We start from the raw sequence: 2904 nt of genomic DNA, 5'->3' as shown, positions 1-2904 counted from the left end.
GGCTTTGATACGATTGGGTCATTGTTGTTTCCTCCTACGGAGTTGGCTCATCAAGCCACCGTAGGAGTTACTTTACTGCCGCAACGCTCAAAACTCTTCGAGTCACACTGGTCAAACCAGTGGCTTACCTCAGTTGTTTAGTTATCGGTATCCTCTTCGTCTTCAATGGCGATTGCCAGTTTGCTACCATCGGGCGAGATATCAATACTGTCCGGACCAATCCCCAGTAGGGATACCTGAGCCGCAATTTCTCGTTTCTCCAAGTCGATAAAGACAAGGACTCCCGGCTGCTGATCGGCAAGGGTTTCTCCAGCGTCCTCATCGATATCATCGAGAACTGCAGCGATCGCGTATTGCCCATTAGGGGTCACCGTTACTGAAGTTGGCTCACCCGGCATATCTAAAGTTCCTACTGCTGCTGGACTTTTAGGATTAGAAATATCCACAAGCCCAATTTGAGAATCTCCGGCATTGGTGAACACTAAGGTATTGCCATCGGGACTAGCGGCTATAATTTCCGCAACCGAACCACCCACTACATAACGATTAAGCAACACAAAGTTGTGACTGCGGGCTAAGGATGTTCGGCTATTCAGTAGCAAAAGCGATGAAAAAGTAACAGAAGTAAAATAGAGCGATTTGAGCAAGAAACGTTTCATAGCGCCAGGGAAACCTATACATCGGAACCTATATTCCGACTGGAGTATAGAGCAATCCTCAGGGCTCCTCGTTTATGGTTAAATTAACCCTTGATTATTGTTTGGTAAAATAGTGATTGCTTAAAAACAGCATGACTTTTGAACACAGGAGTCAAAGTCAAAATAGGCTAACTCCTCTGATCATGCTTCTCTTCAATCCCTCTCAAATATGCTTCAGTAGTCTGCTTAACCATACCCTTGGTATATCAGTAAAAGATGCGACCGATCCTACAGTCCCATCAACCCCTATCTAGACAAAAGGCCACCCCCTTTTGCGTCACCTTCTGTTTCAAAGGTGCGCTGAATCTGCTGGAGATTTAGTTTATCGGCACCAGTAATCATCCACAACTCTTTCACCTCCGGACCAGTTGGTTTCCTAACAAGCTTTTCAACATTTGCCCGATGTGCTTCATCCATTGGGAGATTCGATTCATCATGTTTGGTGGTCATGGCTGAGTTGTCTTTCTCAATGCGACGAATAGCTTTCTCTCTGTTATGGGCAAATCAGTGGAAGTGCGGGGATTTGTGCTGGCTTCGCTAAAAGGTGGGAATCATAGGGAAGTCTCCCCCAACAGAGAATCCGAGAGGTATGCATCGGTGTTTTCTGATAAAGCTCTACAACGCGTTGATTGGTTTATAAGAAAGTGGAAAGGCTCCCAGGGTAACGAACGAGCCAATTACCAGGGGGTCCTTTTGAATCTGTGCGAGGCGTTGGGGGTGGATAAGCCACCACCGAAGGGAAATGAATGGGCCGTTCCCTAGCTCCGTCTAGATGGTGTAGGTGAGATGCGCAGTACCCCACCTACACCACCCAGACGATAGCAATAGTGTACAGATGAGGGTGAGAAATTGCCCTAGAGTTGTCAAATACCGACTTTTTCTTGATCAGTGCGTTTAGAGGGACATTGCATGAGGTGGCCGAGTTGTGTCACAAACCTATTGGTTTTGAAGTAATTCAAATAAGCTTGGCGAGCATTGCGGATGATTGCATCGGCGGCTTCTGGGTTCTCTAGATAATACTGACACTTACTTTCGAAGTCAGAGAAATCCCAAGCGAGGGGGACGTAGGTTTCTCCAGGGATGAATAGGTTGGGCTCGACGTCGAGATGCTCCATGGAAGGTTTCAGGAGTAGGCAACTGTAGCAAACAGCTTCGAAATCACGCCAGCAACTCTCACCCCATCCAAAAGGGCTAAAGACAATTCGGCTTTGCTGAAGTTCTCGGAAGTATTGCTGTTGGGGTACCTGCACATCCCTATCCGAACCTTCATTCATAACAATTCGGCAGTGGGAGTTGAGGGAGGTCAGCACATCTAATGCTGACTGTCGGTATTTGTAGTACCAGCTATCGGTTAGCTTACCAAGCGACATGCGACAGAAAATATCAATTTTTTTTTGTTTGAGACGAGAGAGCCACTTGGGGCGTTGCAGAATGTCTTTGAAGGATCGGGATGTTCCTAAACTCCATCCAGTTGTGATATTGGATTCATAGCCCTTCTGGGCAATTGAACCTACATACCAGTCTCCGAGATCGTAATTCTGCTGCTCCACCAGATATTGTGTGAAGAGGGAGCCACCGGGCATATTTTGGGTATAAAGGGAGCGGTCGCGATACCTCTGACGCTTCATAAACCCATCAACATAGGGCAGCACGTTCAAAAAGCAGCTAGTTGACTGAGCAAATGGGTCAACAAAGAATATTTTTGCCTGCTTTTTTTGTTTGCGCAATTTATTCAGTAAGGCCTCTACTTCATCGGGCTTTTCTCGCCAACTTGGCATTAAGAAGTAACTATCTGCATGATCGCCTAAACATAGGTTAATGCCTTCGGCAAACGTCGTGGTGTTTTTGATTGCAACCTCAAATCTCAGTTGCCTTAATTCTCGGCTGTGATATAGAAAGGGGCTTTGCTGCGCGGTAACAATTTTATCCCCTGTATAACCAATGAACAGAATACGTTGCATATTAGAAGAAACTTTACAAAGCATACGCAGAGCTTAAAGGAGTTTTGATTAAAAAGGCTTAAAGCAGATGTGAAGGTTCTACTATGTTTATCTAAAAAAGATAATGGTAATGGTTGTACCAATTTTGCTTAACCCTCTTTCATCACTCTAGGCAGAGTTTAGTAGGATACGGCGTAGCAAGAGGTCATGCACGATGGGACAGTAAAACTGCTGCATCTGGGCAATCAAGACTTCAAATCCCTCCA

The 2904-nt window shown here is 45.7% G+C and carries 3 protein-coding genes; all 3 read right to left on the bottom strand.

Annotation, left to right across the window (positions count from 1 at the left end; translation table 11 throughout):
* Positions 1 to 137: 137 nt before the first annotated feature.
* Positions 138 to 659, bottom strand: a complete 522-nt coding sequence (locus NDI52_RS34815) for a hypothetical protein (RefSeq protein WP_206758156.1) — start codon at positions 657 to 659, stop codon at positions 138 to 140.
* Between the two features lie 285 nt (positions 660 to 944).
* Positions 945 to 1148, bottom strand: coding sequence for a hypothetical protein (locus NDI52_RS34810; protein ID WP_190769798.1), 204 nt, complete (start codon positions 1146 to 1148; stop codon positions 945 to 947).
* Between the two features lie 413 nt (positions 1149 to 1561).
* Positions 1562 to 2659: a glycosyltransferase gene (locus tag NDI52_RS34805; RefSeq protein WP_190769797.1), complete on the bottom strand. Its 1098-nt coding sequence runs from the start codon at positions 2657 to 2659 to the stop codon at positions 1562 to 1564.
* Positions 2660 to 2904 lie beyond the last annotated feature (245 nt).

It is taken from the genome of Leptolyngbya sp. PL-A3 (assembly GCF_039962325.1).
Classification (GTDB): Bacteria; Cyanobacteriota; Cyanobacteriia; order Elainellales; family Elainellaceae; genus Vacuolonema.
This window is presented reverse-complemented; position numbering and strand designations above follow the sequence as displayed.

What these genes read in the sequence shown, in the direction of transcription:
- NDI52_RS34815 (WP_206758156.1), bottom strand. Translation starts at nt 659, where the DNA reads ATGAAACGTTTCTTGCTCAAATCGCTCTATTTTACTTCTGTTACTTTT.
- NDI52_RS34805 (WP_190769797.1), bottom strand. Translation starts at nt 2,659, where the DNA reads ATGCAACGTATTCTGTTCATTGGTTATACAGGGGATAAAATTGTTACC.
- NDI52_RS34810 (WP_190769798.1), bottom strand. Translation starts at nt 1,148, where the DNA reads ATGACCACCAAACATGATGAATCGAATCTCCCAATGGATGAAGCACAT.